The organism is Microbacterium sp. NPDC056003 (assembly GCF_042274785.1).
In the GTDB taxonomy this organism is placed as follows: domain Bacteria; phylum Actinomycetota; class Actinomycetes; order Actinomycetales; family Microbacteriaceae; genus Microbacterium.
This window is the reverse complement of the sequence record NZ_JBHJXQ010000001.1, coordinates 930,668-954,576: the sequence shown is the minus strand read 5'-3', so window position 1 is coordinate 954,576 and position 23,909 is coordinate 930,668. Positions and strand designations below refer to the sequence as shown.

Genomic DNA, 23,909 nt, shown 5'->3' with positions numbered 1-23,909 from the left:
GGCCGGCGTGTGGGGCGCCGGGCGAGTGCGAGGAGGCATGGCCATGGAGATGACGCATGTGATCACCGGGGGCGATCCCCGGCCCGACCTCGTCTGGGTGGGCAATGGCGGATGGGTCGCGTGCGACACCCTCGCCGACCACAGCGATCCCCATCGCGTCGTCGCCTATCTCGAGTGCAAGGACGAGATCGTCTACGTGCTCTGGGTGCACGGTCGCGCCGGCGTGGACGAATATCGATCGCTGCGCGAGGCACTGGCCGCCATCGCGGAGGGGATGCGCGCGCGTCGGGAGACCAGTCCCACGGAGGCGGTTCCGGCAGCGGTACCTGCGGCCTGAGGACGGCCTCCGCGAGTCCGGTCAGTCGGGTAGGAAGTTCTCGCGCGCGAGCGGCGCGACCTCGAGCACCTCGGCATCCGCACGCGTGATCCAGCGCAGTTCGGCGATCTCGGCGCCGACAGTGGGACTCTGCGAGCGGATGTCCGCGGCGAACACATCGGCGACGACGAGGCAGCCGGGCTCATTCGCGGCCGCGGCGGTGAACGCACCCAGTGAGCGGAGGTCGTCGACGGGCACATGGATGCCGAGCTCCTCGGCCAGCTCGCGGCTCAGGGTCTCATCCGGTGATTCGCCCGGTTCGGGCTTGCCGCCCGGCTGCATGAACGCCGTCGTCCCCTCCTTGCGCACCAGCAGCAGCCGGCCGTGCTCGTCGAGGATGACCGCGGCCGACACGTGGATGCGGCGGGGCGGCGTCGGCTCGTCGGGCGGGGTGGTCACCCCGGCACGCTAACAGGTCGCGCCCATACGCGCCGACGTAGAATCGCGTGTGCCTGACCAGACCCCCGCCGCCGATCTCCCGCCGAGCGGCATCGACCGTGCCGACCTCGAGACGACGCTCCGCGTCCTCGGGAACATGGCGGGGCTCGATGAGACCCACCCCGACTTCATCGCCGTCCGGCGTGCGACCGCGGCCATGTTCAAGGCGGTCAAGAAGGAGCGGCGGCGCGAGATCCGCGAGGCGATCGCGCAGGCCGACAAGGCGGTCGTCGCGGCGACGGCCACCGGAGCCCCCGACCGGATCGACGACGAGACGCGCGGCATCCCCATCAGCACGTCCACGACCGCACCGACGGCCGGCACGCTGCTCAAGGCCCGGGGCTGCTACATCTGCAAGCAGCCGTACACGGTCGTCGACGCGTTCTACCACCAGCTCTGCCCCACCTGTGCGGCGATGAGCCACGAGAAGCGCAATGCCCGCACCGACCTGACCGGCAAGCGCGCCCTGCTGACCGGCGGGCGCGCGAAGATCGGCATGTACATCGCCCTTCGGCTGCTGCGCGACGGCGCGCACACCACGATCACGACCCGCTTCCCGCGCGATGCCGTGCGCCGCTTCAGCGGTCTGCCCGACGCCGCAGACTGGATCGACCGGCTCAAGATCGTCGGCATCGACCTGCGCGATCCGGCGCAGGTGATCGGCCTCGCCGACGAAGTCGCCGCCGCCGGGCCGCTCGACATCCTGATCAACAACGCCACGCAGACCGTCCGGCGCTCGCCGGGCGCGTATCAGCCGCTGGTCGACGCGGAGCTCGCGCCGCTGCCGAGCGGCCCGCTGCCCGAACTCGTCACGTTCGGCCACACGAACGACCAGCACCCGCAGGCGCTGGAGCGGTCGGTCACCGCGCATCCGATCCTCGCCGCCGCCGCCGCGCGTGCCGACGAGCTCACGGAGCAGGCGATGGCCGCGGGCTCGAGCTCGCTCGACCGCCTCGCGGCGGGCACGGCGATCGACGCGGGCGGGCTCATCCCCGACCTCGACCACTCCAACTCGTGGGTGCAGCGGGTGGACGAGGTCGACCCACTCGAGATGCTCGAGGTGCAGCTCGCGAACACGACCGCGCCGTTCCTCCTCATCTCGCGACTGCGTCCCTCGCTCGCCGCCAGCTCGGCCCGGCGCACCTACGTCGTCAACGTCAGCGCGATGGAGGGTGTCTTCAACCGCGGGTACAAGGGGCCGGGGCATCCGCACACCAACATGGCCAAGGCGGCGGTCAACATGCTCACCCGCACGAGTGCGCGCGAGATGTTCGAGACCGACCGCATCCTGATGACGAGCGTCGACACCGGCTGGATCACCGACGAGCGGCCGCACCCGACGAAGGTGCGTCTCGCTGAGGAGGGCTTCCACGCCCCTCTCGACCTCGTCGACGGGGCAGCCCGCGTCTACGACCCGATCGTGCGCGGCGAGGCCGGCGAAGACCTGTTCGGCGTGTTCCTCAAGGACTACGCGCCCGGCGCATGGTGACGCTACCCGAGCCCGGCCACCGCGTCGTCGTGCGCTATCTGCTGCCCACGGGACAGGCGACGGACGCTCTCGGAGAGCTGCGGGAAGCGGATGCCGAGACCGTCGTCGTCGACGGCAAGCGCGGCGTCGAGCGCATCCCCAGGGCCGACATCATCGCGGCCAAGGAGGTTCCGCCGCCGCCCGCTCCCCGGCGACGCATCGTCTAGGCTCGTCGGCTATGGCACTCGGCGCGACCATCCACACCTTCGACGTGTCCCTCGCCGACGTCGATCGCGGTGTGTACGAGGAGCTCACGCTGCGTGTGGCGCGGCATCCGTCCGAGACCGACGCGTTCATGATGACACGCGTGCTCGCGTACTGCCTCGAGTACGAGGAGGGCATCGCATTCAGCGAGGGCATCTCGGCGACCGACGAGCCCGCCGTGCTCGTGCGCGACCTCACCGGCCGCGTGACCGCGTGGATCGAGGTCGGCGCCCCCGACGCCGAGCGCCTGCACCAGGGAAGCCGGCTCGCCGGGCGGACCGTCGTGTACACGCACCGCGACCCCGCGAAGGTGATGGCGCCGTGGGCGGGCAAGCGCATCTTCAACGCCGAGGGGATCGTGCTGCACAGCTTCGACCCCGGGTTCGTCGACGCGGCCGTCGCGGCGATCGCGCGCCGCAACACCATGACGCTCTCGGTCACCGAGCGCCAGCTCTACCTCGAGCTCAACGGCACCAGCACCTCGTCGGAGATCCACGACCACTCGCTCGTCTGAGTGCGCGGAGCTCGCCCGCCGTGGGGTCGCTCGCCGAGCAACTGTGCCGCAGTCAGGAGACACGCCGCTCCGCGGCCTCGCCTCCCCCCTTGCACCGGCGTGTCTCCTGAAGCCGGCGCGTTCCCGGGTCAAACCGTCGGGCGGTCTCGCCCTGAACCGTGCGCGCGAGCACCGCGCGACGGCATTTCGCCCGACGCTTTGACCGCCGCCCCGACCTCACCCCGCCGATCGATCGGAAAACGCTTCGCGCCCGCGGGAGGATAAGCCTTCCGCGCCTTCGCCGCAACGGGGGACCCCCGCGAGCGCAAGCGGCCTAATCTCGCCGCATGAGTTACGACAACGACGCGCGCACCGACCGGGATCGCACCGTGCACGACGCCGACACGGTCGCCGCCGCACCCGTGGCACCTCGCACCGTGCACGACGCCGACACGGTCGCCGCCGCACCGGTGGCGCCGGCGGACCTGTCGCACGGCCAGGCACTCGCCGAGGAGCGCAACCGCTTCGGCGGCGTGAAGTTCGGCTCGGCGTTCTTCGGCTGGCTCGCCGCCTTCGGCGCGGTCGTGTTGCTCTCGGCCATCGTCGGCGCCGTCGGCGCCGCCATCGGCATCGAGACCGGCACCACGGTCGAAGAGGTCGCGGACGCAGCATCCGACAACCCCGACACCGTTGGCATCGTCGGGGCCATCGCGATCGGGATCGCCCTGTTCGTCGCGTACCTCGCGGGCGGCTACGTCGCCGGGCGCATGGCGCGGTTCAGCGGTGCGGCGCAGGGCTTCGCCGTCTGGCTGTGGGGCATCGTCATCGCGATCGTGGTCGCGCTGCTCAGCCTCGCGGCGGGCAGCCGCTGGGACATCCTGTCGGCGCTCGACGGCTTCCCGCGCTTCCCGATGGACGCGACGCTCACCGGCATCATCACCGCTGTGGTGGCGGCGATCATCACGCTCGGCGGCGCGATTCTCGGCGGCATCCTCGGGATGCGCTACCACCGCCGGGTCGATCGTCTCGGCGTGGACCGCGACGCCGACGGCATGTGACTCAGCAGACCCTCGCAAGGACCATCTACAGAAAGGAGAACGCCATGGGTGCAGGAGATGACATCAAGCACGGCGCGGAGGAGATGAAGGGCAAGGTCAAGGAGTCGGTCGGCGACATGACCGACAACGAACGACTCGAGGCCGAAGGCAAGATGGACCAGGCCAAGGCCAACATCAAGCAGGCCGGCGACGACGTGAAGGACGCCTTCACCAACGACCGCTGACCTGGCGTGCCGCGTGCCCCCGGTTACGGCCGGGGGCACAGCCGTGCCCGCGCGACCGGCGCCGAGTGAGCGCTACGCGCCGGGACGGCGCGTGCGCACCTGCGGCGGAGCGCTCGAGTCGAGGATCGCGCGCAGGCGGGCTGCCTCGTCGGCCGGCATGCCGTACCCGTGCTCGGGCTGCGGATAGGCGCGCGTGCGCACCTCGTCGGCGTAGGCCGAGACGGCGCCGATCATCTCGCCACGCAGCTCGGCGTAGCGCTTGACGAACCGGGCGGTGTGGCCGTCGTAGATGCCGAGCAGGTCATGGAACACGAGCACCTGGCCGTCGGTGCTCGGTCCGGCACCGATGCCGATGACCGGGATCGAGAGCTGCGGCATGATCGCCTCGGTCACGGGGCTCGGGATCGCCTCGAACACGATGGCGAAGCATCCGGCGTCCTGGAGGGCGATCGCGCTCTCGCACAGGGCGACGGCCTCCTCCGCGGTGCGGCCCTGCGCGCGGTAGCCGCCGATGCTCGCCGCGGTCTGCGGGGTGAGGCCGACGTGCCCCATCACCGGGATGCCCGCGGCGACGATCGCGCGGGCGCGGTCGACCGATGAGCCCCCGCGCTCGATCTTGACTGCGTCGCAGCCGGTTCTCTTCACGAAGCGCTGCGCGGTCTTGACGGCCTGCTCGTCCGACTGCTCGTACGACCCGAACGGCAGGTCGGCGACGAGCAGCGGCGTCGACAGCCCCCGGCGCACGGCGGCCGTGAGCATCAGCATCTCGTCGACGGTCACCGGCACGGTCGATTCGTGCCCGAGCACCGTCATCGCCGCCGAGTCGCCGACGAGCACCATGTCGACGCCTGCCGCCTCGGCGATCTGGGCGCTCGGGTAGTCGTAGGCGGTGACCATCGCGATCGGCTCGCCGCGGTCCTTCATCGCGGCGAGCGCGCCGAAGGTCATGCGGGGGCGGGCCGGCTTGTCGGTCGTAGGGAAGGATCCGGCGCTCATGCGGTGGCCTCCAGGATTCGGTTGTCGATGAGTCGTGCCTTGCCGACCTGCGCGGCGACGGCCAGCAGCGCTCCGCCGCCCACGCGGTCGAGCTGCGCCAGGTCGTCGGGCGATCGGAGTTCGAGGTACTCGGGCTCGATGCCGGAGCGCGCCAGCACCTCGCGTGCGGCCGCGATCACGGCATCCGCACCGGTCTCGCCGCTGCGGACGACGGCCTCGGCCGCCTCGAGAGCGCGGTTCAGCGCGGTCGCCTGCTCACGCGCCGCAGGGTCGAGATAGGCGTTGCGCGAGCTCATCGCGAGCCCGTCCGCCTCACGCACGATCGGGCATGCGACGATGCGCACCGGCATGTCGAGATCGCGCACGAGCCGGCGGATCACGAGCACCTGCTGGGCGTCCTTCTGGCCGAAGTACGCGGCATCCGGCGCCACCATCTGGAACAGCTTCGTGACGACCGTCGCCACCCCGTCGAAGTGGTGCGCGCCGCGGTGGGCGCCGTCGAGCACGTCCGTGATGCCGGCGATGTGGATGGTCGTCGAGAATCCGCGCGGGTAGACCTCGTCCGCCGGAGGAGCGAACAGGATGTCGGCCCCCGCCCCCGCGGCCAGTTCGGAGTCGCGCGCCTCGTCGCGCGGGTAGGACTCGAGGTCCTCATTCGGCCCGAACTGCGTCGGATTGACGAACAGCGACACCACGACGAGGTCGTTCTCGTCCCGCGCCCGGCGGACGAGCGAGAGGTGACCGTCGTGGAGGGCGCCCATCGTCGGCACGAGTCCCACGGAAGCACCCCGCGATCGCGCATCGCGCACGGCGGCACGCACGTCGGCGACAGTCCGGACGGTCCTCATGCCGGTGCCCCCTCCGTGCCGATGAGCGCGCGCGTGCGCTCGGTGAGTTCGTCGAAGAGCGGAAGAAGGCCGGGAGCGGATGCCGCGACCGCGGCCCGCTGCCGCTGCACGGTCGGCTCGTCTCCGCGCACGATCGGACCGGTGAGCGCCTCGCGCGGCCCGTGGGCCGCCCAGTTCTCGACCGTGCCGCGCACGAGCGGAACGAGGTGCGCGCGGAATCCGTCGGGAAGACCGGATGCCGCGGCCACCGTCTCGGCGGCCGCCTGCAACGTCACGAGGTAGTTCGAGGCGATCGAGGCGGCCGCGTGATATCCGGCACGCTGCTCGTCGCGCACCTCGAACGGCCGGCCGCCGACGGCGAGGGCGAGCTCCTCGGCGACCCGCAGCGCCCCGGGCGAGGTGCCCGCGACGGCGCAGCCGATGCCTGCGAAGGCGTCGGCGCCCTCGGTGCCCACGAAGGCCCGCAGCGGGTGCAGCCCGAAGTCGACGCCCGCCTCGGCCAGCGGCGTCGCGCCGGACGTGTGGCCCACGAGGGGCGCGGCATCGCGCGCGACCGAGCCTGCCTCGCCGATCTCGCGGTCAGGGACGCACAGGAGCACGGCGTCTGCGGGTTCGACCCGCTCGCCGCGGCCGGTCGGCCCGTGAACCTCGTAGCCCGCGGCGCGCAGCGAGGCGGCGGCGGCTCGGCCCACGCGGCCGGCCCCGACGACGCTGATGCTCGCGACGATGCGACTCTGATTCGAGGTGCTCATGATGATGGTGACGACCACTGGCGGCCGATCTGTCGAGTATCCCACTGCGGCGCGGGCGGCGAGACGCCGCGAGTTCACTCCCCGCGGGTGATGCACGGGCGGAGGGCGACCGGCACCCTTGAGGTCACCGTGGCGGAGCCGCGCCCTGCGCACGCCGGGGGAGAGGACGCCGCACCCATGGATGACGCGCCGATCGAACGGCTGACCCGGGCTCAGCGCCGGAAGGTCATCGCCCTCGGCCTGCTGCGGGCGCTCCTCTCGGCGACCGTGCTCGTCACGCTCTACTTCCTCGTGCCGCTCGACTGGATCGACTCGATTCCTGTGCCGCTCGCGATCGTCGTCGCGGCCGCCGTGCTCGCAGGGTTGACGGTGTGGCAGGTGCTCGCGATCATCCGCTCCGCCGATCCGGGCGTGCGCGCGATCGAGGCGCTCGCCGTCATCGCCCCCATCTATCTCCTCCTCTTCGCCACCATGTACTTCCTGATGTCGCGGAACGATCCCGGCGCCTTCACCGGCGACCTGTCACGCATGGACTCCCTCTACTTCACGGTGACGATCTTCGCGACGGTCGGGTTCGGCGACATCAGCGCGGTCACCGAGCTCGCCCGCGTGGTGGTGACGGTGCAGATGATCCTGAACCTCATCGTGCTCGGCGCAGGTGTGCGCCTGCTCACGATGGCCGTCAAGTACGGGCGGGAGCCGAAACCCTCGGATGCCGGCGCACCGGCGCCTGCCACCGATCGCTGACCCTCAGGGTGCGGCGAGGGGGTAGCGACGACGCAGGATCACGCGCTGCACCAGCGTCCAGACGACGGTGGTCGCGAGGTAGATCGCCGCGGCGAGCGGGACGAACAGCGCCACGACGGCGGTCGTGAACTGCAGCGCCCCGACGGCACGTGCGAATCCCGCACTCGCGAGGGGCGAGGCATCCGCTCCGGCCGTCACGGGCGGTCGGAACGCGCGTCGTGTGAGCTCGGCGGCGACGGCGATCACGACGATCAGCGCGCCGAACACCGCGAACGTCGGCGCCGTCGCGGTACCGGCGGCGATCGATCCCACGAGGCTCGCGCCGAGCGGGACGCCGAGGAGCGTCTCGGACAGCAGCGCGTTCGCGTGCCCCGCGATCGCCGGGAATGCGAAGAGCGCGTAGACGACTCCGATGACCGGGGCCTGGGCCACGAGGGGCAGGCAGCCTGCGAACGGCGAGGTGCCCTCGTCGGCATACAGCCTCATGGTCTCGCGCTGCAGCCGCTCGCGATCGCGGCCGTACCGCTTCTGCAGGTCGCGCAGCTTCGGCGCGAGCCGGCTGCGCGTCTGCTCGGCCTTCGCCTGCGATACGCCGGCGGGCACGAGTGCGGCGCGCACCAGCAGGGTGATCAGGAGGACGGATGCCGCGGCCGCAGCAGCACCCGTGAGTGGTTCGAGGAGGGCCGTGATCTGCATGAGCACGGCGTAGGCCGCGTCGAGGATCGCGGCGACAGGGGGGAAGGCGTAGATGTCCAAGGGCGGTCCGTTCGTCGATGCCGAGGTGGTCGCGTGCGGCCACGACGACACCGGCGGACGCCGACGGCCACCCCGGCGGACGGGGGAGCGCGGACGGCGTGGAACGGGGTCAGGCGGCCGGGGCCGCGAATCCCGGCGCGCGCGGACGCGAGTGCCCAGGGGCATCCGGATCGCTCTGCGCCGGCCTCACCGAGACGTCGATCGCGCGCCGCGGGTGCGGCGACGACCCGACAGCGGAGGCGGGAAGCTCGACCGGAACGGCCGTGAGGGCGACGATCGCGATGGCCGCGAGCGCGGCGGCGAGCACCAGCGCGCTGGGCTCCCGGACGGCGACAGCACCGAAGACCTCCAGCAGCAGGCGCAGCAGGATGCCCAGAGACTCGAACATGCCCACCGCCTTCCGTCGATCGCGCTCACGCTAACACGGGTGTCCGGCTAGACTGACCGCGTGTTGACCTGTCGTTGTTGTCGCTGAGTGCCGCCGGCACGCCTCCGCGACCCCGACAGCCCGTCCGCGCTCAGCGCGGCGACACCACCAAGGACACATCCGTGCGTTACGCCAAGAGCGTGGCCGACCTCGTCGGCAACACCCCTCTCGTCCAGCTCACCCACGTCACCGACGGCATCGCCCCCACCGTCCTCGCGAAGGTCGAGTACTTCAACCCGGGCAGCTCTGCGAAGGACCGCATCGCCCGCAACATCATCGACGCCGCCGAGCATGACGGACTCCTGCGTCCGGGCGGCACGATCGTCGAGCCGACCAGCGGCAACACCGGCGTCGGCCTGGCGCTGATCGCGCAGCAGCGCGGGTACCGCATGATCTTCGTCGTGCCCGACAAGTTCGCGGGCGAGAAGGTCGCCGTGCTCAAGGCGTACGGCGCCGAGGTCGTCATCACCGAGACGAGTGTCCCGCCCGAAGACCCGCGGTCGTACTACAGGGTGTCCGACCGCCTGGCCCGCGAGATCCCCGGCGCGTTCAAGCCGAACCAGTTCGCGAACCAGAACGGGCCCCGCGGTCACTACGAGACCACCGGGCCCGAGATCTGGCGCGACACCGACGGCCGGGTGACGCACTTCGTGGCGGGCATCGGCACAGGAGGCACGATCACCGGGACCGGGCGGTACCTGCGCGACGCATCCCACGACGCCGTGCGGGTGATCGGAGTCGATCCCGAGGGCTCGATCTACTCCGGCGGCCCGGTGCACGGCTACCTCACCGAGGGCGTCGGCGAAGACTTCTGGCCCGACACGTACGACCGCACGGTGGCGCATGAGGTGGTGCGGGTCACCGACACCGAGGCGTTCGCGATGACGCGTCGCCTGGCCCGCGAGGAGGCGCTGCTCGTCGGCGGCTCGAGCGGGATGGCCGTCGTCGGAGCGCTGCGCATCGCCCGCGACCTTCCCGCCGACGCCGTGGTGGTCGTGCTGCTGCCCGACCACGGCCGCGGCTACCTCAGCAAGATCTACGACGACGACTGGATGCGCGCACGAGGCTTCGCCGTCGACGCGCCGGAGCCGGTCGTCGAGCAGCCCGACCACAGAGCCGAAAGAACACAGTCATGACCGACACGAACGCCCCTCGCGGATTCGAGACTCGCGCCGTCCACGCCGGGCAGGCATTCGATCCGACGACCGGCGCGGTCATCCCGCCCGTGCACTTCTCGACGACATATGCCCAGGACGGCATCGGCGGGCTCCGCCAGGGCTACGAGTACGGCCGCAGCGGCAACCCGACGCGTGCCGCGCTCGAGGCTCAGCTCGCGGCGCTCGAGGGCGGAGCCCACGGCCTGTCCTTCGCGTCGGGTCTCGCCGCCGAGGACGCGCTCCTGCGGTCCGTCCTCACGCCGGGCGACGAGGTGCTGCTCGGCAGCGACGTCTACGGCGGCACGTACCGGCTGCTGGCCCGGGTGCTCGCGCCGTGGGGCATCGGTCTGCGGATCGTCGACATGAGCGACCTCGCCGCGGTCGGGGCCGCGCTCGCCGAGCGGCCGGCGCGGATCCTGTGGGTCGAGACGCCGAGCAACCCGATGCTGCACATCTCCGACATCGCGGGGCTCGCGCAGCTCGGCCACGACGCCGGCGCCCTCGTCGTCGTCGACAACACCTTCGCCTCCCCGGCGCTCCAGCAGCCGCTCTCGCTCGGCGCCGACGTCGTCGTCCACTCGACGACCAAGTACCTCGGCGGGCATTCCGACGTTGTCGGCGGCGCGCTGATCCTGAACGACGACGCCCTGTACGAGCAGGCGAAGTTCCACCAGTTCGCGGTGGGTGCGGTCTCCGGCCCGCTGGACGCCTGGCTCACCACGCGCGGCATCAAGACGCTCGCGGTGCGCATGCAGCGCCACAGCGAGAACGCGCAGGCGGTGGCGGAGTTCCTCGACGCGCACCCGAAGGTGGCCCGCGTCCACTACCCCGGTCTGCTCGCGCACCCCGGTCACGAGCTCGCCGCGCGCCAGATGCGCGGCTTCGGCGGCATCGTCTCCGCGGAGCTGGCGGACGCGGCATCCGCTCGCCGTCTCGCGGAGTCGACGACGCTGTTCCAGCTCGCGGAGTCGCTGGGCGGAGTGGAGTCGCTCATGAACTACCCGGATGCGATGACCCACGCATCGGTGCGCGGCACCGAGCTCGCGGTCCCCGAGCAGCTGGTGAGGCTGTCGGTCGGCATCGAGACCGTCGACGATCTCATCGCCGACCTCGACCAGGCGCTCTCGGCCCTCTGAGCCCCGCGCTCCGGCCTCTGGTGCTCACCTGTCACGATGTGCCGCCAAGCACAGCACTTCGTGACAGGCGAGCAGCCCCGCGGCCCGAAACCTCGATGCTCACCTGTCACGATGTGCCCCCGCGGGCGGCGCTTTGCGACAGGTGAGCAGCCCCGCGCTCCGGCCTCTTGTGCTCACCTGTCACAAGGTGCCGCCAAGCACAGCACTTCGTGACAGGCGAGCAGCCCCGCGGCCCGAAACCTCGATGCTCACCTGTCACGATGTGCCCCGCGGGCGGCGCTTTGCGACAGGTGAGCAGCCCCTCGGCCCGAGACCTCGGTGAGCGGTGGGCGCCGGGGTCGTAGGCTCGAAGGATGACCGAGAGCCTGCTGTCTCAGCCCCTGCGGATCGGGGCCGTCACGGTGCCGAACCGCATCATGCAGACGGCGCACTCGAAGCAGTACTCCGACCGCGTCGAGTCCGATCGCGAGACCGCGTACTTCGTGCGTCGGGCGCAGGGCGGCTGCGGCCTGTTCATCGCCGGCAACCACTTCGTGCATCCGTCGGGCTCGATCCGCGGCTTCCAGGACGCATTCCGGCCGGAGTCGGTTCCGGCCAGCCGGCGCATGACCGACGCGATCCACGACGCCGGCGCGCGCGTGTTCGTGCAGCTCAACCACCACGGCGCGCAGGCGCAGCCCGACGGACCGGACGGGCCGCGCACGGTGTATGCCCCGTCGCGCATACTCTCTCCGTCGACCTCGCACGCCACGCGGGCGATGAGCCACGACGACATCGCCTCGGTGGTCGAGGGATGGGCGACCTCGGCGGCCCACGCCCGTGACGGAGGGTTCGACGGCGTCGAGATCCACATGGCCCACGGGTACCTGCTCCACCAGTTCCTCTCGCCGCTCTACAACGCCCGGCGCGACGAGTACGGCGGCGACCTCGAGGGGCGCACGCGATTCCCGCGTGACGTGCTGCGCGCCGTGCGCGCCCGTGTCGGCGACGACTTCACCGTCGGCATCCGCATCGTCGCGAACGAGTTCCACGCCGACGGTCTCGACGGGGCGGCGATGCGCGAGGTGATCGCGCGCCTCCGCGCCGAGGCCCGCATCGACTTCCTCGACCTCGCCGCCGGCGGGTACCACAACGTGCACTACGTCTTCCCGTCGTCGGCCATGCCGGTGGCGTGGCTGCGCGACGACGTCGCAGCGGTCAAGGCGGCGAACCCCGACGTGCCGGTGTTCGGCGTCGGGGCCGCGCTGTCCGTCGAAGCGGCCGAGGAGGTCGTCGCGTCGGGCACCGCCGACATGGTCGCCCTCACCCGGGCTCAGATCGCCGATCCCGACCTCGGACTGAAGCTCACCGGCGCGACGGGTGCTGCCGAGGCCGGCGGCATCCGCCACTGCATCCGGCTGAATCAGGGATGCCTCGGCCGCGGCAGCCGCGGACTGGCGATGTCGTGCACCGTCAACCCGCTGGCGGGCAGGGAGCGCGAGCGCGGGGAACGCCCCCGTGCCGAGGTCGCGCAGCGGTGGATCGTGGCCGGCGGAGGTCCCGCGGGCATGCGCGCGGCGATCGAGCTCGCCACCGACGGGCACGCCGTCACGCTGCTCGAGGCCGATGAGGAGCTCGGCGGGCAGCTGCGGCTCGCGCGGCGCGTGCCGGGACGCGAGAGCGTCGGGCTGCTCGTGGACGACCTGGTGCGGGATCTCGCGGCGACCGGCATCGACGTGCGGCTGGGGACGCGCGCCACCGCCGCCGATCTGCGCGCGGAGGCCGCCGACGGCATCGTCCTCGCCACCGGCGCGACGGCACCGCGCCGCTCGTCGCTCGCGCTGGGCGGCGCGTACGCGGGCGGCTTCCCGCTCGAGGGCACGGTCGACGCGTTCACCGCCGCATCCGCCCCCGCACGCGTCGGATCGCGGATCGCCGTCGTCGACGCGGACGGCACGGCGTATGCGGCCGGCATCGTGCTCACCCTGCTCGACCACGTCGACGAACTCGAGCTCGTCACGCCGTTCGAGTCTGTGTTCCCGCACATCGGCGCCGGCTACGACCGACCGCTTCTGCTGCAGCGCCTGCGCGCGCACGGCGGCTTCCGGCGCCGCACGGCGCGGTCGGTGACCGCCGTCGGCAGCGGCACGATCGGCCTCGCCGACACGCTCACCGGCGTCGACGAGTCGCTCACCGGGCTCGACGCCGTCGTGGCGGTCGAGCCGCGCGCCTCGGTCGTCATCGACGGGCTGAGGGATGCCGCGCCCCGCGTCGTCACCATCGGCGACGCCTACGCGCCCCGTACGATCGACGCCGCCATCTTCGAAGCGGTCGAGGTCGCCTACGACGTCGCCGGGCTCGCGGTGCTCCGCGGCTGAGGATCACCGCTCCGCGCGGTCTGACGCCGCCGGACACGCTGGCTAGGGTGGGGCGAGTGGACCCCGTCGCGGCGACGCTGATCATCCTGGCCCTGGCGGTCGTCGCCTTCGTGAGCAATCGCGTGCCCCTCGGGATCGTCGCGCTCGGCGTCTCGCTCGCGCTGTTCTTCACGGGTGTGCTCACGCTCCCGCAGGCGCTCGCCGGCTTCGGCGACCCGACCGTCCTGTTCATCGCGGCACTCTTCGTGGTGAGCGAGTCGCTCGATGCGTCGGGCGTCACCGCGTGGGCGGGGCAGAAGGTCATCGGCCGCGCGGGCACGCGCCGACTTCCGCTCCTGGTGCTCATCTGCGTGCTCGTCGCCGGGGCGGCCGCGCTGATCAGCATCAACGGCGCGGTCGCCGCGCTCTTGCCTCTGGTGGTCGTCGTGGCATCGCGCGCGGGCATCCCGACCTCGCAGCTCCTCATGCCGCTGGCGTTCGCGGCGTCCGCCGGTTCGCTGCTGCTGCTCACCGGCACCCCCGTGAACGTGATCGTCTCGGAGATCGCCGCCGAGAACGGCGGCCGCCCCTTCGGCTACTTCGAGTTCGCCCTCGTCGGTGTTCCGCTGGTCGTCGTGACGGTCGCGTTCATGGCACTGTTCGGCAGGCCCCTGCTTCCGGTGCGCACCGTCAGCAGCATGCCCCTCGACCTGGTGCGGCACGCGCGCCTGCTGCGGCAGCAGTACTCGCTCAGCCTCGACACCGGCGTGATCATGGGGCCGCAGAACGGGGTGAGCGAGGTCGTTATCCCGCCGCGATCACCTCTCATCGGCACCACGGTGTACTGCGGCATGGCCGCGCCCGGCGGCGACCTGGTGATCCTGGCCGCCCGTCGCGGTGAGGAGCAGCTGAAGGGCCAGGACATCACGCTCCAGGCGGGCGACGTGCTGCTCATGCAGGGCACATGGGACGACCTCACCCGGCACGCCGAGAAGACGGGCGTGCTCGTGGTCGACCCACCGGCGCGACTGCGGCGCTCGGTGCCGCTCGGCCGCGGTGCGAAGCGATCGCTGGTCGTGCTCGCAGCGATGATCGTGCTCCTCGCGACCGGCGTGGTGCCGCCCGTCGTCGCCGGACTGCTCGCGGCGATGGCGCTGGTGCTGACGCGGACGGTCACGCCGATGCAGGCGTACCGCTCGATCTCGTGGACGACGATCGTGCTGATCGCCGGCATGATCCCGCTGTCGACGGCCTTCATCGAGACCGGCACCGCCGCGCTCGTCGCCGACGGGCTGCTGTCGTTGCTCGGCGCGGGCGGACCGCACGTAGCCCTGGCGGCGCTGTGCCTGCTCACCGTCGTGCTCGGTCAGCTGATCAGCAACACCGCGACCGTGCTCATCGTCGCCCCGATCGCGGTGTCGGTCGCGGCATCCCTCGATCTGTCGGTGCAGCCGTTCATGATGGCGCTCACCGTGGCGGCGGCCGCCTCGTTCCTGACGCCCATCGCGACCCCGGTCAACCTCATGGTGATGGAGCCCGGAGGCTACCGGTTCGGCGACTACTGGAAGCTCGGACTGCCGCTGGCCGTGATCTTCCTGCTGTTCGCCGTGCTCTACGTCCCTCTGGTCTGGCCCTTCTGAGACCGGCGATGCCCGGCGAATCGCTTCGCCGGGCATCGGGAGTGCTGTGCCGCGGCAGCAGCCGCGCAGCGTTCTCAGCGACCGCGTCAGGCCGCGGACCAGCCCCCGTCGCTCGCGAGGGTGACGCCGTTGATGTTCACGCCGTCGTCGGAGAGCAGGAAGGTGATGGATGCCGCGAGAGCATCGGCCTCGACCGGGTCGGACATGATCGCCATGCCGGTGCGCACGCGCTCGGCTCCGAGCGGCGAGGCGAAGCTCGCCTCGATGTTGGTGATCGTCGCGCCGGGGGCGACCGCGTTGACGCGGATGCCGCTGGGACCGTACATGAATGCGCTCGACCTGGTGAGGCCCACGACGGCGTGCTTGGACGCGGTGTAGGCCACACCGGCGGCAGAGCCGCGCAGCGCGGCCTCGGACGCGGTGTTGACGATCGAGCCGCCGCCCTGAGCGAGCATCGTCGGGATGACCGCTCGCATGAGCTTCATCGTGCCGTCGACGTTCACGCGGAAGACCCGCTGCCAGACGGCGTCGGAGACCTCGCCGACCGGCGTCATGTCGTCCATGATCCCGGCGATGTTCGCGAGGCCGTCGATGGTGTCGCCGGCCGTCTCGACGATGCGGGCGATCGCTTCGTCGTCGGTGATGTCGGCGACGAGGGCGGAGATGTCGGCCCCCGGGTGCTCGGCGACGAACTCGTCGAGGCGCTCCTGGCTGACGTCCACCGCGATGACCCGGCCGCCCTCGCGCGCGATGCGGGACGCCGTGGCCCGGCCGATGCCCGAGCCGGCCCCGGTGACGATCACGGTCTGACCGGCGAAGCGGCCCTGGTCGATGCGTTCGGTCCACTCACGCAGCGCGACCGTCGGCACGGCATCGTCGGCACCGTCGGCGCCCTCGGCGGTGACGGCCGGGGCAGCGCCGGTGGCGTCCCCGGGTACGTCGCCCGCGGCGGCACGAGCGACCAGGTCGTCGAGCATCTCCTGGGTGAAGGAGCCGCGACTGAGCTTCACGAGTCGCTTGATCGCGAGGCGTCTCACGGGTGTGAAGACCTCGGGCGTCTGCCCGCTCTGCGCGAGCATCTGGGTGAGGATCGCGTTCCCGGCGGGATCGGCCAGCCAGTCGGCGATCGAGGAGTCCCCGGTGAGGGGCTTCGGGTTGCCCATGATGAGTTCCTTTCGTAACCGGACATCGTTGTCCGGAACTAGGCTACACCCGTGCAGAGCACCGCATCCCCCCGTGCGAACCGTGGTCCCGCCGCCGCCGCCGAGAATCGCAGAGCCCTGATCGCCGCCGCACGCGAGGTGTACGCCGACGGGGGCCTCGCCGCGCCCTTCAGCGCTGTCGCCAAGCGCGCCGGCGTCGGGCAGGGCAGTCTCTATCGGCACTTCCCCGATCGCACGGCGCTCGCCGTCGCGGTGTTCGAGGAGAACGTCGCCGAGCTCGAGGAGTACATCTCCGACCCCGACCGCACGATCGACGACCTGCTCGACCGGGTCGTGGCCCAGGCGGTCGAGGCCACCGCGCTGCTCGAGCTCATCACGGCCGACCTGAAGGACCCGCGCGTGCAGCCGCTCGGCGAGCGCTTCGCCGTCGTCGTGTCGTCGCTCGTCGAACGCGAGCACCGGGCCGGACGCATCGGCGACCACATCGACGCCGAGGATGTGACGATGGCGGCGGGGATGCTGGCCACCGAACTGGCCCGCACCGACCCGCCGGCCCGCCCCGCCGTCGCCTCGAGGGCCAGGCGCCTGTTCGCCGCCGCGTTCGCGCCGCGCTGACGCGGCGCTCTATGCTCCTCGCATGGGCAGGTTCATCTACGACACGACGGCGAACTCGGTCGACATCGATGATCGGACCCTCGCGCACCTGCGCATTGTGATCATGAACAAGCTCCGCCGGGGGGAGCCGTTCATGTTCGACGTCGAGGTGGGCGACGGCAGCGGTCGTCGAAGCTTCTGGATCCATCCCTCCGTGCCGCTGCAGTTCCACTTCTTCGGCAGCCGTCAGCCGCGGGTCAATCGACGCTGGATCGAAGACCTGATGCTGTCGGCGAGCGGGCCCTCCGGGCTCTCGATCGTCCCCGAGCCCACCGAGGACGCCGCGCCGGACGAGGACTGAGCGCCTCAGTCCTCGTCGCCGGGGGCGGGGAACTCGGTGCCCGCCACCCGCAGGGTGCCGACATCGAGGCTGTCCACCTCGACCGCGCCGAGCGTGACATCGCCCTCCGCCGTGCCGCTCGCCGGCGCGGGCGCGGAGTCGATGTGCTCCGCGACGAGGGTGATGCCGCCGGAAGAGCTGGCCGAGTTGGCGAGGTCTTCGACCCACCGCCGGCTGAGCTGCGTCGGCTCGGGGTCGTCGAAGACGAAGCGCAGCGGAATGGAGGGGTGCAGCCACAGCGTGCTGCGCCCGCGCGGTTCATCGTCCGGATGCTCCCACGACACGGTGAAGCTCTCACCTCGCCGCAGCTTCGTCGTGATGACGACCTTGAGATGCGCCAGCGCCCGGTCTTCGATGTGGATCGGAGTGGCCGAGCCTCCGTAGTAGATGGTCCCCACGCCGCGATCCTATGCCTTGCCGCCGCGCCGAGGCTCCGGTTCCAGCAGGTGCGCGAGAAGATCGAGCGATTCGGCCTGGGGGACCGACTCGTCGAGCATCCACTGGGTCTGCAGCCCGTCGGACGCCGCGATGACCAGCGACGCCACGGCCGCGGCGTCGACGTCGGCACGGATGCGCCCGGACGCCTGCCCGCGCTCGACCCGCGCGACGAGGTCGGCGCGCACCGCCGCGAAACGCTCGGTGGCGAAGGCGGTGGCATCGGGATGGCCGGACTCGAGGGCTGCCGCCACGAGCGTCGAGTACAGCTGCACGAGCCCGGGCACGGCGTGGTTGCGGCGGGCGGATGCGGTCATGATGTCGACCGGCGACGCGTCGACGCCGTGCGGCTCGGCCTCGCCCTGCTGGCGCTCCGCCTCGCGGTATACCTCGACGAGCAGCTGTTCGCGCGACGAGAAGTAGTGCGTCAGCGCGGCATGCGAGACGCCGATCTCCCGCGCGATCGAGCGCAGGCTTGTGCCGGCCGACCCCCGACGCGCGAACACCTCGATGGCGCGGTCGAGGATCTGCTGCCGCCGGGCGAGACCCTTCGCGTACGGCCCGCGCGGCCGGGATGCAGCGTCGTCATCGGTGGCGACGGCGGGCTCTTCGGGCATGCAGGCATCCTAGCCAGATCTAAAACCTCCATGTGGAGGTTTTGTGCTACCGTGCTCACGTGGCGCCATTCGGCGCACGTCGACGTCGACCACAGGAGAGGTTCCATGACGGCACTCACATCGGTTCAGCTGTTCACCGTGAAGGACGCCCTCGAGGCCGATCTGGACGGCACCCTCGCCGAGGTCGCCCGCCGCGGCTTCACCGCCGTCGAGCCCTACGACTTCGTCCGTCGCGCGGCCCCGCTTGCGGCATCCCTCACCGCCCACGGCCTCGCCGCCCCCACCGGCCACGCATTCCTCGCGTCGACCTCCTTCGTGAACCCCGACGGGAGCGGCACCGCCCTCCCGGTGCCGACGCCCGACGAGGTGTTCGACGCCGCCCAGACCCTCGGCATGGGCACGGTCATCGACCCGTACACCGAGCCGGCCCGCTGGGAGACGCGCGAGCAGATCGAAGAGACCGCGCGCCTGCTCAACGCCGCCGCCGAGATCGCGGCCCGGCGCGGGCTGCGCGTCGGCTACCACAACCATGCGCACGAGCTCGAAGCGCAGATCGACGGGCAGACCGGGCTCGAGCTGCTCGCCGAGCTGCTGGACCCGCGCGTCGTGCTCGAGGTCGACCTGTACTGGGCAGCCCGCGCCGGAGTCGACCCGGCCGCGCTGCTCACCACGCTGGGCGACCGCGTCATCGCGGTCCACGTCAAGGACGGCACGCTCGACGCCGAGGCGATCACGGCGTACCCGCCCGCCGACCAGGTGCCGGCGGGCACGGGCAGCGTTCCGCTGACCGCGGCGCTGGATGCGGCATCCGCTCTCGAGTTCGCCATCGTCGAGTTCGACGCCTACGCCGGCGACCTGTTCGACGCGATCGAGCAGAGCCGCGTCTTCCTCGACGGGCGGGCGGCGGTCTGATGGGCGCGCCCGTCGGCGTCGGCATCATCGGCGCAGGGAACATCAGCGACCAGTACCTGCGCAACCTCACGGCCTTCCCCGATGTGAAGGTCATCGCGATCGGCGACCTGCTCGAGGACCGCGCGCGCGAGCAGGCGGCGAAGTACGGGGTGCCGAAGGCCGGGGGCGTCGACCTCGTGCTCGGCGATCCCGAGATCGAGATCGTCGTCAACCTCACGATCCCCGCCGTGCACGTCGAGGTCTCCGAGGCGATCCTCGCCGCGGGCAAGCACGTGTGGACCGAGAAGCCCATCGGCGTGGATCGTGCGTCGTCGCTGCGGATGCTCGAGAAGGCGGATGCCGCGGGCCTGCGCGTCGGCGTCGCGCCCGACACGGTGCTCGGCCCCGGCGTGCAGACGGCGAAGCGCGCGATCGCCCGCGGAGACATCGGGCGCCCGCTGTTCGCGCAGACGACGTTCCAGTGGCAGGGGCCGGAGATCTTCCACCCCAACCCCGCGTTCCTCTACGCCGTCGGCGGCGGTCCGCTGCTCGACATGGGCCCGTACTACGTCTCGGCGCTCGTCCACGTCTTCGGTCCCGTCGCGTCGGTCGCGGCCGTGGGCCTGCGCGCCACCGACTCGCGCGTCGTGCAGGTCGGACCGCTCGCCGGGCAGGAGTTCCCCGTCGAGATCCCCTCGACTGTCTCGGTGCTGACGCAGTTCGAACAGGGGGGCCAGGCGTCGAGCCTGTACAGCACCGATTCGCCGCTGCTGCGCCAGGGCGTGGTCGAGATCACCGGCACCGAAGGGACGCTGGTCATCCCCGACCCGAACACCTTCGGAGGTCCCATCACGATCACGCGGCCGCTTGCCGAGATGATCGTGCCGCCGGCGCCGGTGGTGCAGGAGGTCGTCGAGGTCGAGCAGGAGGGCGTTCTCGCCGGGCGCGGCCTGGGCCTGCTGGACATGGTGCGGTCGATCCGCACCGGTCGCCCGCACGTGGCGACGGGGCGCTTCGGCTTCCACGTGCTCGACACGCTGCTCTCGATCGAGGAGTCCGTCGAGTCCGGCGCCTTCGTGCCGGTGCAGAGCACGATCGACGAGGTCGGGTCGATCCCGGCCGACTTCGACCCCTACGCCGCGACGCTGTAACCGGCCCCGGCCCCGGCCTGCGCCCGCCGAGCCCCGGCCCGCCGAGTTGCCACTCACGGTCGGCGTGAAGGCACCCTCCCCGCCCGGAGTGGCGACTCGGCGTCTCCGCGCCGGCGTCAGCGGGTGGCGCGGGCCAGGTTCGCCTCGAGCTCGGCCTTCGTCTGACGCGACACGTACGCCGGCTGGTCGCGCTCGACGCGCCAGCTCTCGGCGACCGAGCCGATGTCGACGGTGTCGAACCCGAACTCGTCGTACAGCTCCGTGACGAACGCCACGGCGTCGGGGTGGTCGCTCGCGGTGGCGAGCGCGCGGCGGTCCTCGGTGCCGGAGGGGGCACCCGTCGTGAGGATGTCCGTCGAGTACAGGTGGTTGAACGCCTTCACGACCTTCGAGGTGGGCAGGTGCTCCTGCAGCATCCCGGTCGTGGTGGTCTGCTTGGCGTCGAGCGCGGCGATCCGGCCGTCGCGCTCCCAATAGTAGTTGTTCGTGTCGAGGACGATCTTGCCCGCGAGGGGCTCGACGGGGATCTGGTCCACCGCCTTGAGCGGCACGGTCACGATGACGATGTCACCGGATGCCGCGGCATCCGTCACAGTCCCTGCCGAGACATTCGGCCCGAGCTCGCCGGCGAGCGCCGTGAGCGTCTCGGGACCGCGCGAATTGCTGATCACGACCTCGTACCCGCGCTCGGCGAGGCCGCGCGCGAGGGTCGATCCGATGTGTCCTGCTCCGATGATTCCGACTCGTGTCATGCCGGAGGAGAACGCGCAGACGCCCGGCGGGAATTCCCGCGGGGCGTCATGCGGCGACTCAGAGCCGGGTCCAGGCCTCCGTCAGCACCGAGCGGAGGATCTGCTCGATCTCGGTGAACTCGCTCGGCCCGATCGTCAGCGGCGGCGCGAGCTGGATCACGGGGTCGCCGCGGTCATCGGCGCGGCAGTACAGGCCGGCGTCGAACAGGGCCTTCGAGAGGAAGCCGCGCAGAAGGCGCTCGGACTCGTCGTCGTCGAACGTCTCCTTCGTCACCTTGTCCTTCACCAGCTCGATGCCGAAGAAGTATCCGTCACCGCGCACGTCGCCGACGATGGGCAGGTCGGTCAGCTTCTCGAGCGTCTGGCGGAAGATCGGCGAGTTCTCGCGCACCCGCTCGGGCAGGCCCTCCTCCTCGAAGATGTCGAGGTTCTCGAGCGCCACGGCGGCCGCGACAGGGTGACCGCCGAAGGTGTAGCCGTGGTAGAACGCGGTGTCGCCGTGGGCGAACGGCTCGTAGATGCGGTCCGAGACGACCGTGCCGCCGAGGGGCGCGTAGCCGCTGGTGACCGCCTTGGCGAACGTGATCATGTCGGGCTGATACCCGTACGCGTCGCACGCGAACATGTGCCCGATGCGGCCGAACGCGCAGATGACCTCGTCCGACACGAGCAGCACGTCGTACTTGTCGCAGATCTCGCGGACCCGCTGGAAGTACCCGGGAGGGGGCGGGAAGCATCCGCCCGAGTTCTGCACCGGCTCGAGGAAGACGGCCGCGACGGTGTCGGGACCCTCGAACTGGATCATCTCCTCGATGCGGTCGGCGGCCCACACGCCGAACTCCTCGAGGCTGCCCGTGGGAGCGCCCATGTCTTCGGCGCGGTAGAAGTTCGTGTTCGGTACGCGGAAGCCGCCGGGGGTGAGCGGCTCGAACATCGCCTTCATGGCGGGGATGCCGGTGATCGCGAGCGCGCCCTGCGGGGTGCCGTGATAGGCGACGGATCGCGAGATCACCTTGTGCTTGGTGGGCTTGCCCTGGAGCTTCCAGTAGTACTTCGCGAGCTTGAAGGCCGTCTCGACCGCCTCGCCGCCGCCGGTGGAGAAGAAGACCTTGTTGAGGTCGCCGGGCGCGTAGTCGGCGATGCGGTCGGCCAGCTCGATCGCCGCGGGGTGCGCGTACGACCAGATCGGGAAGAAGGCGAGCTGCTCGGCCTGCTTCGCGGCGACCTCGGCGATGCGCTTGCGGCCGTGGCCGGCGGCGACGACGAACAGGCCGGCCAGGCCGTCGATGTACTTCCTGCCCTGCGAGTCCCAGATGTGGTGGCCCTCGCCCTTGACGATGATCGGGACGCCCGGTCCTTCGGTCATCACCGACTGGCGGGCGAAGTGCATCCACAGATGGTCCTTGGCCATCTGCTGGAGCTCGGCCTCGGTACGGGCGTGGCGTTCGGTCGTGGTCGACATGGGTGGGCCTTCCGTAGGACGTGTCCCCGACCCTACGCCGTGGGCCATCGGCTGCGTCAGTGGCCTCGGCAGACAATTGGTGCGGTCTCACCGACCCGTCCGGACGCGCTGACGTGCCTCAGGCTCGGGCGGCATCCGAGCGCGCTCGAGCGTCACATGTTCGATCATGCACACTCACTAAGGTTAGGCTTACCTGATCCAGTCATCCGTTCGTGAAGGAGACCCTGCATGACCCCTCGACGCACCGCGATGGCGGCACTGGCCGTCGTCGCTCTCGTCACCACCGGTTGCACCGCCACGCCGTCGGGTTCCGGCCCTGCTCCGTCGGAGGACACCGCCGCCATCGAGAGCGATGGCGTGCTGACGCTGTACTCGGGCCGCAGCGAGGATCTGATCGGACCGCTGATCGAGCAGTTCACCGAAGCGACGGGCATCGAGGTCGAGGCGCGATACGGCTCGACGGGCGAGATCGCGGCGCTGCTGCTCGAGGAGGGGAACGCGACTCCTGCCGAGGTGTTCCTGTCGCAGGATGCGGGCGCCCTCGGCGCGCTCACCGCGGCGGGACTCGCGTCGACGATCCCCGCCGAGCTCGCTGGAGCGGTCCCCGCGGGCTTCACCAGCACGGACGGCAGCTGGGTCGGCATCACGGGACGCGCCCGTGTGATCGCGTACGACGGCGCGCAGCTCACCGAGGACCAGGTGCCCGACTCCGCCGACGACCTCGTGGCGCCGCAGTGGAACGGCACGGTCGCATTCGCCCCGGGCAACGCCAGTTTCCAGTCCTTCGTGACGGGGCTTCGCGTCCTCGAGGGAGAGGACGCGGCGGACGAGTGGGTCGCGGGGATGGCCGCGAACGCCCCGGTGCTGACGGAGAGCAACGGTGACTCGCTCGAGCTCGTCAACACCGGTGCGGCGCAGCTCGGCCTGATCAACCACTACTACTGGTACGAGGCGGCCGCCGAGGTCGGTGCGGACAACATGCGCGCGCAGCTGAAGTTCCTCCCCGGTGACGCGGGCGGGATCATGAACGTCACGGGGGCGGCGATCCTCGCCGGCGCACAGGGCGATCCGGACGCCCTCGCATTCGTGGAGTATCTGCTGTCCGACGAGGGTCAGGCGTACTTCGTCGAGCAGACGTACGAGTATCCGCTGGTGCCCGGCATCGCCGCGCCGGAGGGGCTGCCCGAGCTCGACACCCTCGTGAACCCCGACCTCGACCTCAGCGACCTCGAGTCCGTCTCCGAGACGCAGGAGCTCCTGGCCGCACACGGTCTCATCTAGGCGCCGTGCGCCGCTCGACCTCGAGTCCTCGCCGGAAGGCCCCGCCG

The 23,909-nt window shown here is 71.3% G+C and carries 26 protein-coding genes and 1 pseudogene; 16 read left to right on the top strand and 11 right to left on the bottom strand.

Annotated elements, in window-relative coordinates:
- The first annotated feature begins 43 nt into the window (after window positions 1–43).
- Entirely contained in the window at window positions 44–337 is a 294-nt protein-coding gene (locus tag ACFC1W_RS04400) for a hypothetical protein (protein WP_375989069.1), read from the top strand.
- 21 nt (window positions 338–358) lie between these two features.
- Here ACFC1W_RS04400 and ACFC1W_RS04395 read toward each other — a convergent pair whose 3' ends face one another.
- Window positions 359–775 (bottom strand): NUDIX domain-containing protein, encoded by a 417-nt coding sequence (locus ACFC1W_RS04395; protein WP_375989067.1) that lies wholly within the window; start codon window positions 773–775, stop codon window positions 359–361.
- Between the two features lie 49 nt (window positions 776–824).
- On the opposite strand from ACFC1W_RS04395, the gene ACFC1W_RS04390 reads away from it, so the two are divergent.
- The 5 genes from ACFC1W_RS04390 (at window position 825) to ACFC1W_RS04370 (ending at window position 4,321) form a co-directional block, all read left to right on the top strand.
- Window positions 825–2,303 carry an SDR family NAD(P)-dependent oxidoreductase gene (locus ACFC1W_RS04390; RefSeq protein ID WP_375989064.1) on the top strand — a complete coding sequence of 493 codons (1,479 nt, stop codon included), beginning with the start codon at window positions 825–827 and terminating at the stop codon, window positions 2,301–2,303.
- The gene (locus ACFC1W_RS04385; protein WP_375989061.1) at window positions 2,297–2,509 is read left to right on the top strand and encodes a hypothetical protein; all 213 of its coding nucleotides are present in this window, start codon (window positions 2,297–2,299) and stop codon (window positions 2,507–2,509) included. The genes ACFC1W_RS04390 and ACFC1W_RS04385 overlap by 7 nt, the downstream gene beginning before the upstream one ends.
- Window positions 2,510–2,520: 11 nt before the next feature.
- Window positions 2,521–3,060 (top strand): YaeQ family protein, encoded by a 540-nt coding sequence (locus ACFC1W_RS04380; RefSeq protein ID WP_375989058.1) that lies wholly within the window; start codon window positions 2,521–2,523, stop codon window positions 3,058–3,060.
- A 326-nt stretch (window positions 3,061–3,386) separates the two neighbouring features.
- Complete coding sequence (locus ACFC1W_RS04375) at window positions 3,387–4,097, top strand: hypothetical protein (RefSeq protein WP_375989055.1); 711 nt, start codon at window positions 3,387–3,389, stop codon at window positions 4,095–4,097.
- Window positions 4,098–4,141: 44 nt separating this feature from the next.
- On the top strand, window positions 4,142–4,321 hold the full coding sequence (locus ACFC1W_RS04370; protein WP_191767057.1) for a CsbD family protein: 180 nt from the start codon (window positions 4,142–4,144) through the stop codon (window positions 4,319–4,321).
- A gap of 72 nt (window positions 4,322–4,393) precedes the next feature.
- On the opposite strand, the gene panB is transcribed toward ACFC1W_RS04370, so the two are convergent.
- From panB to ACFC1W_RS04355, 3 genes are read right to left on the bottom strand one after another with little or no spacing between them, the layout of a single operon-like run.
- Window positions 4,394–5,317: a 3-methyl-2-oxobutanoate hydroxymethyltransferase gene (panB, locus tag ACFC1W_RS04365; protein ID WP_375989052.1), complete on the bottom strand. Its 924-nt coding sequence runs from the start codon at window positions 5,315–5,317 to the stop codon at window positions 4,394–4,396.
- A complete protein-coding gene (panC, locus tag ACFC1W_RS04360) occupies window positions 5,314–6,165 on the bottom strand; it encodes a pantoate--beta-alanine ligase (RefSeq protein WP_375989049.1) in 852 nt (283 codons plus the stop codon). The genes panB and panC overlap by 4 nt, the downstream gene beginning before the upstream one ends.
- Window positions 6,162–6,917 (bottom strand): DUF2520 domain-containing protein, encoded by a 756-nt coding sequence (locus ACFC1W_RS04355; protein ID WP_375989047.1) that lies wholly within the window; start codon window positions 6,915–6,917, stop codon window positions 6,162–6,164. Before ACFC1W_RS04355 ends, panC begins: the two co-directional genes overlap by 4 nt.
- Window positions 6,918–7,094: 177 nt before the next feature.
- Between ACFC1W_RS04355 and ACFC1W_RS04350 the strand changes: the two genes are divergently transcribed.
- On the top strand, window positions 7,095–7,664 hold the full coding sequence (locus tag ACFC1W_RS04350) for a potassium channel family protein (protein ID WP_375989044.1): 570 nt from the start codon (window positions 7,095–7,097) through the stop codon (window positions 7,662–7,664).
- Window positions 7,665–7,667: 3 nt separating this feature from the next.
- Here ACFC1W_RS04350 and ACFC1W_RS04345 read toward each other — a convergent pair whose 3' ends face one another.
- Both ACFC1W_RS04345 and ACFC1W_RS04340 read right to left on the bottom strand, forming a co-directional pair.
- Complete coding sequence (locus tag ACFC1W_RS04345; RefSeq protein WP_375989041.1) at window positions 7,668–8,420, bottom strand: YidC/Oxa1 family membrane protein insertase; 753 nt, start codon at window positions 8,418–8,420, stop codon at window positions 7,668–7,670.
- A gap of 109 nt (window positions 8,421–8,529) precedes the next feature.
- Window positions 8,530–8,808: a DUF6412 domain-containing protein gene (locus tag ACFC1W_RS04340; RefSeq protein WP_375989038.1), complete on the bottom strand. Its 279-nt coding sequence runs from the start codon at window positions 8,806–8,808 to the stop codon at window positions 8,530–8,532.
- 161 nt (window positions 8,809–8,969) lie between these two features.
- On the opposite strand from ACFC1W_RS04340, the gene ACFC1W_RS04335 reads away from it, so the two are divergent.
- The 4 genes from ACFC1W_RS04335 to ACFC1W_RS04320 all read left to right on the top strand — a co-directional run bounded on the left by ACFC1W_RS04335 (window position 8,970) and on the right by ACFC1W_RS04320 (window position 15,116).
- The gene (locus ACFC1W_RS04335; protein WP_375989035.1) at window positions 8,970–9,983 is read left to right on the top strand and encodes a PLP-dependent cysteine synthase family protein; all 1,014 of its coding nucleotides are present in this window, start codon (window positions 8,970–8,972) and stop codon (window positions 9,981–9,983) included.
- A complete protein-coding gene (locus ACFC1W_RS04330) occupies window positions 9,980–11,140 on the top strand; it encodes a cystathionine gamma-synthase (RefSeq protein WP_375989032.1) in 1,161 nt (386 codons plus the stop codon). Before ACFC1W_RS04335 ends, ACFC1W_RS04330 begins: the two co-directional genes overlap by 4 nt.
- 353 nt (window positions 11,141–11,493) lie before the next feature.
- A complete protein-coding gene (locus tag ACFC1W_RS04325) occupies window positions 11,494–13,497 on the top strand; it encodes an FAD-binding protein (RefSeq protein ID WP_375989030.1) in 2,004 nt (667 codons plus the stop codon).
- A gap of 56 nt (window positions 13,498–13,553) precedes the next feature.
- Entirely contained in the window at window positions 13,554–15,116 is a 1,563-nt protein-coding gene (locus tag ACFC1W_RS04320) for an SLC13 family permease (RefSeq protein WP_375989027.1), read from the top strand.
- An 86-nt stretch (window positions 15,117–15,202) separates the two neighbouring features.
- On the opposite strand, the gene ACFC1W_RS04315 is transcribed toward ACFC1W_RS04320, so the two are convergent.
- On the bottom strand, window positions 15,203–16,279 hold the full coding sequence (locus tag ACFC1W_RS04315) for an SDR family NAD(P)-dependent oxidoreductase (RefSeq protein WP_375989024.1): 1,077 nt from the start codon (window positions 16,277–16,279) through the stop codon (window positions 15,203–15,205).
- 51 nt (window positions 16,280–16,330) lie between these two features.
- On the opposite strand from ACFC1W_RS04315, the gene ACFC1W_RS04310 reads away from it, so the two are divergent.
- Both ACFC1W_RS04310 and ACFC1W_RS04305 read left to right on the top strand, forming a co-directional pair.
- Complete coding sequence (locus ACFC1W_RS04310; protein WP_375989021.1) at window positions 16,331–16,894, top strand: TetR family transcriptional regulator; 564 nt, start codon at window positions 16,331–16,333, stop codon at window positions 16,892–16,894.
- Window positions 16,895–16,916: 22 nt separating this feature from the next.
- Window positions 16,917–17,234 carry an ATP-dependent DNA ligase gene (locus ACFC1W_RS04305; protein WP_241112930.1) on the top strand — a complete coding sequence of 106 codons (318 nt, stop codon included), beginning with the start codon at window positions 16,917–16,919 and terminating at the stop codon, window positions 17,232–17,234.
- A gap of 113 nt (window positions 17,235–17,347) precedes the next feature.
- Here the strand turns inward: ACFC1W_RS04305 and ACFC1W_RS04300 are convergent.
- Together ACFC1W_RS04300 and ACFC1W_RS04295 are read right to left on the bottom strand one after the other, a co-directional pair.
- A pseudogene (locus ACFC1W_RS04300) lies at window positions 17,348–17,671 on the bottom strand (hypothetical protein); the annotation flags it as partial.
- Between the two features lie 9 nt (window positions 17,672–17,680).
- Window positions 17,681–18,325 carry a TetR/AcrR family transcriptional regulator gene (locus tag ACFC1W_RS04295; RefSeq protein ID WP_375989019.1) on the bottom strand — a complete coding sequence of 215 codons (645 nt, stop codon included), beginning with the start codon at window positions 18,323–18,325 and terminating at the stop codon, window positions 17,681–17,683.
- A 105-nt stretch (window positions 18,326–18,430) separates the two neighbouring features.
- Between ACFC1W_RS04295 and ACFC1W_RS04290 the strand changes: the two genes are divergently transcribed.
- Both ACFC1W_RS04290 and ACFC1W_RS04285 read left to right on the top strand, forming a co-directional pair.
- A complete protein-coding gene (locus ACFC1W_RS04290; protein ID WP_375989017.1) occupies window positions 18,431–19,237 on the top strand; it encodes a sugar phosphate isomerase/epimerase family protein in 807 nt (268 codons plus the stop codon).
- A complete protein-coding gene (locus ACFC1W_RS04285; protein ID WP_375989015.1) occupies window positions 19,237–20,367 on the top strand; it encodes a Gfo/Idh/MocA family protein in 1,131 nt (376 codons plus the stop codon). The genes ACFC1W_RS04290 and ACFC1W_RS04285 overlap by 1 nt, the downstream gene beginning before the upstream one ends.
- A 116-nt stretch (window positions 20,368–20,483) precedes the next feature.
- On the opposite strand, the gene ACFC1W_RS04280 is transcribed toward ACFC1W_RS04285, so the two are convergent.
- The gene (locus tag ACFC1W_RS04280) at window positions 20,484–21,119 is read right to left on the bottom strand and encodes an NADPH-dependent F420 reductase (RefSeq protein WP_375989012.1); all 636 of its coding nucleotides are present in this window, start codon (window positions 21,117–21,119) and stop codon (window positions 20,484–20,486) included.
- A 58-nt stretch (window positions 21,120–21,177) separates the two neighbouring features.
- Window positions 21,178–22,581: an aspartate aminotransferase family protein gene (locus ACFC1W_RS04275; RefSeq protein WP_375989009.1), complete on the bottom strand. Its 1,404-nt coding sequence runs from the start codon at window positions 22,579–22,581 to the stop codon at window positions 21,178–21,180.
- 228 nt (window positions 22,582–22,809) lie between these two features.
- Between ACFC1W_RS04275 and ACFC1W_RS04270 the strand changes: the two genes are divergently transcribed.
- Complete coding sequence (locus ACFC1W_RS04270) at window positions 22,810–23,862, top strand: extracellular solute-binding protein (RefSeq protein WP_375989006.1); 1,053 nt, start codon at window positions 22,810–22,812, stop codon at window positions 23,860–23,862.
- Window positions 23,863–23,909: the final 47 nt, after the last annotated feature.